The sequence below is a fragment of the uncultured Leptotrichia sp. genome (assembly GCF_938036635.1).
Classification (GTDB): domain Bacteria; phylum Fusobacteriota; class Fusobacteriia; order Fusobacteriales; family Leptotrichiaceae; genus Leptotrichia; species Leptotrichia hongkongensis.
In genome coordinates this window covers 1-3,411 of record NZ_CALHQO010000196.1, presented here as the reverse complement: position 1 = coordinate 3,411, position 3,411 = coordinate 1, and the positions used below count along the sequence as shown (strand labels likewise).

Annotated in this window: 3 protein-coding genes; all 3 read right to left on the bottom strand. The window is 31.4% G+C overall.

Annotation, left to right across the window (positions count from 1 at the left end; genetic code table 11):
• A partial coding sequence (locus Q0370_RS03835) for a U32 family peptidase (protein ID WP_299572350.1) occupies positions 1 to 1,261 on the bottom strand: 1,261 nt, incomplete at its 3' end.
• Between the two features lie 42 nt (positions 1,262 to 1,303).
• Positions 1,304 to 2,740, bottom strand: a complete 1,437-nt coding sequence (dnaB, locus tag Q0370_RS03830) for a replicative DNA helicase (RefSeq protein ID WP_299572347.1) — start codon at positions 2,738 to 2,740, stop codon at positions 1,304 to 1,306.
• 106 nt (positions 2,741 to 2,846) lie between these two features.
• Positions 2,847 to 3,299, bottom strand: a complete 453-nt coding sequence (gene rplI / locus Q0370_RS03825) for a 50S ribosomal protein L9 (RefSeq protein WP_299572344.1) — start codon at positions 3,297 to 3,299, stop codon at positions 2,847 to 2,849.
• Positions 3,300 to 3,411: the final 112 nt, after the last annotated feature.

Genomic DNA, 3,411 nt, shown 5'->3' with positions numbered 1-3,411 from the left:
CTTCAGTATCCATATCGCTATCCGATTGTCCTTCAGGCAGTTTAATTCTAATTAAATCCATCGGTCCCATTTCCACATCAGTCTCAATAATAGCGATTGTATTTGGATTTACATATTCTTGAAATTCGTTATTTTTTGTGTTTAAAAAGTTTTCTACTTTGAATTTAACAGCATCTCCGATTGGACGTACCAATTCCAAAGTTTCAGTTGCATAAACTTTATTTCTTATCTGAATTTTATATTTATTTGTATCAACTTTTTCAAGTACATTTGCAACAAGTCTATATGTTTGGCTATAAGAAAGTCCTGTTTCATAATTTTGATCTTTTTCAGAAGTAGGTCCTAAATAAAAACCATTTGAATATTGTCTATGACTGATTGTTTTAAGTTCCTTCAACCAGTCTGGATCATATTTGTAATTTCCTGAATAATAATTATCCAATGCTCTTTTATATTGTTTTACTACAGTTGAATTATAGTAGATACTTTTCATTCTTCCTTCAATTTTTAATGAATCTACTCCTGTTTCAATTACTTTATCAATAAATTCAATAGAACATAAATCTTTGGCATTGAACATATATGTTCCTTCTTCATTTTCAACAATGTCATGAGCTCCAGTTTCTTCATGACCTTCTGCAATCACTTTATAGTTCCAACGGCAGTCCTGTGCACAAATTCCACGATTTGCATCACGGTTTGTAAAATAGTTACTTAGTAAGCATCTTCCTGAGTAGGCCATACACATTGCTCCGTGAATAAATACTTCTATTTCCACATCTGGTACTTTTTCACGAATTGTTTTTATTTCTTTTAGAGACATTTCTCTAGCTAGAATAACTCTTTTTGCTCCTAAATCCTTCCAAGTTTTCACACTCATCCAGTTTGTATTGTTTGCCTGTGTACTTACGTGAATTTTAAGATTTGGAGCATGTTCTCTTACTGTCTGGAACACTCCAAGATCAGCTACGATTACAGCATCTACGCCAAATTCATCCAATTTTTTTATAAATCTTGGTAAATAGTCAATTTCTGTATTGTGTGCAAAAATATTTAATGTAACATATATTTTTTTACCTAAACTGTGTACATAATCTACAGCTTCCTTTAATTCCTTATTTTTAAAGTTTGAAGACATTCCTCTCAAATTAAATGAACTTCCTCCAACAAAACATGCATCAGCCCCAAAGTGAAATGCTGTCTTTAATTTTTCCATATTTCCTGCTGGTGCTAATAATTCTACCCTTTTTCTGTTTTCCATTTTCTATTTTATCTCCTTTAAATTTATTTTTACTTAAAATTATTATTGCGGCAATGGTGCAAATTCATCATCTACCACATTTACAAATTGCTGATAGCTTGGTCTAAATCCAAGTTCTATTGTTCCAGTCGGTCCACTTCTATGTTTTCCTATTATTAATTCGACTTTTTCTAATTTATTGTCGTCATCTTTTGGTTCCGGTTTTGGTTTTTCCAAATACTGTTGTGGAATATTTAGATTATTTACTTCCTGAGCAGTGTCCTTGTGATAATACTCTTCACGGTATAAAAACATTACCATATCCGCATCCTGCTCAATTGCCCCTGATTCCCTTAAATCTGACAAAATCGGTCTTTTATCGACTCTCTGCTCCACTCCACGTGATAATTGCGATAATGTTACAATTGGTATATTCAGTTCTTTTGCAAGTATTTTTAACGACCGTGAAATTTCAGATATTTCCTGTTCCCTGCTTTTTCTCGAATTTTCAGAAGGACTAATTAACTGTAGATAGTCAATTAACATAAAGTCCAGTTTACCTTCAGACTTAAGTCTTCTTGCAGTTGCCTTTATTTCCAGCATTGTTACACTTGAAGAATCCGAAATATAAATTGGCATTTCAGAAAGCCGTCCAAGACCATTTCCTAAATTTATCATTTCCTCTGAAGACAAAGTACTGTCTTTTAAGGCTTTTAACCTTACTTTTGCCTCACTTGCTACAAGCCTGTCAAATAATTGCTCATTTCCCATTTCTAAACTGTATATAAGTACACCTTTACCTTGTCTTGCAACATTTATTGCAAGATTTAATGCAAATGCAGTTTTTCCCATTGCAGGACGTGCTGCAAGAATCAAAAGATCCGAGCCATGAAAGCCACTTGTTATACTGTCATATCTATTAAATCCTGAAGAAATACCAGTTATTTTACCTTTATTATCTGTATAATTATCCATTTGGGTTATCTTACCTTGAACTAATTCATACAGAGGTACAATATCTTTTTTCTGCTTAGATTCTGCAACTTTAAAAATCATGCTTTCTGACTTATCAAGCATTGTGTCAACTTCGTCATATCCTCGCATAGCCATTTTTACAATTTTTTCACCAATATCTATTAACTGACGCTGTACAGACTTATCTTTTATAATCTGAGCATAATTAACAGCATTCGCAGCAGTAGGCACAACTTCCGTCAAGTCGTAAATAATATCCTCTCCGCCAATTTCATCTATCAGTTCCTGTTTTTTTAGAGATTCTATTATTAGAAGCACATCAATTATTTTACCCATATTATAAGCCTTTATCATTTCGGAAAAAATCAGCTTATAGTTATTTTTGTAAAAATCTTCCACCGTTACAATATCAACAATGTCACCTATAACATTGGGATTTATAAAGACAGAGCCAAGAAGTGCCTCTTCAGCTTCTATACTGTAAGGTTTGCTATTTTCCTCATCTTCCAGATCATATAATCCCATTTTTAAAATTTCTCACTTTCTATTTTCTATAATAATACAATTTAAAAATCAAAATTAAAACATACAGTACTTTAATATATTTGATAATCTCATATCTTTTTTAAAATTATTTTGCTTCAACTCTAACTTTTAAATTTGCCTTAACTTCAGAATGAAGTTTTAATTCTACATTGTGTAATCCAATTTCTTTAACTTTTGAGCTGGCAGATACTTTCTTTTTATCAATTTCAACATTCAGCTGTTCTTTCAAAGCCTCTACAATTTCCTTTGCCCCAATTGATCCAAATACTTTGTTATTTTCTCCAGCCTTCACTTTTAAGACAATTTCTTTTTCTGCCAAAAATTCTTTTAGTTCATTTGCGTTTTTTACATCTTTATCATGATTTTTCTGAATTTTTTCATTTTTTGCCTTCAATTTATTAACATTCTCTGGAGTCGCAAGTATTGCCTTATTTTTATTTAATAAAAAGTTATTTGCATACCCATCTTTTACTTCCACAATTTCATCTTTTTTCCCGACACCTTTTATTGTTTCCTTCAAAATTACTTTAATTTTCATATTCATCATTCCTTTCTTTTGTTTAAAATTTTTTGTTCAACATTTTAACATCATTTTTTTTCCAAAATCTCTCCATCAAAGAACTCGACTGCATTCTGCAAAAATTTATCCT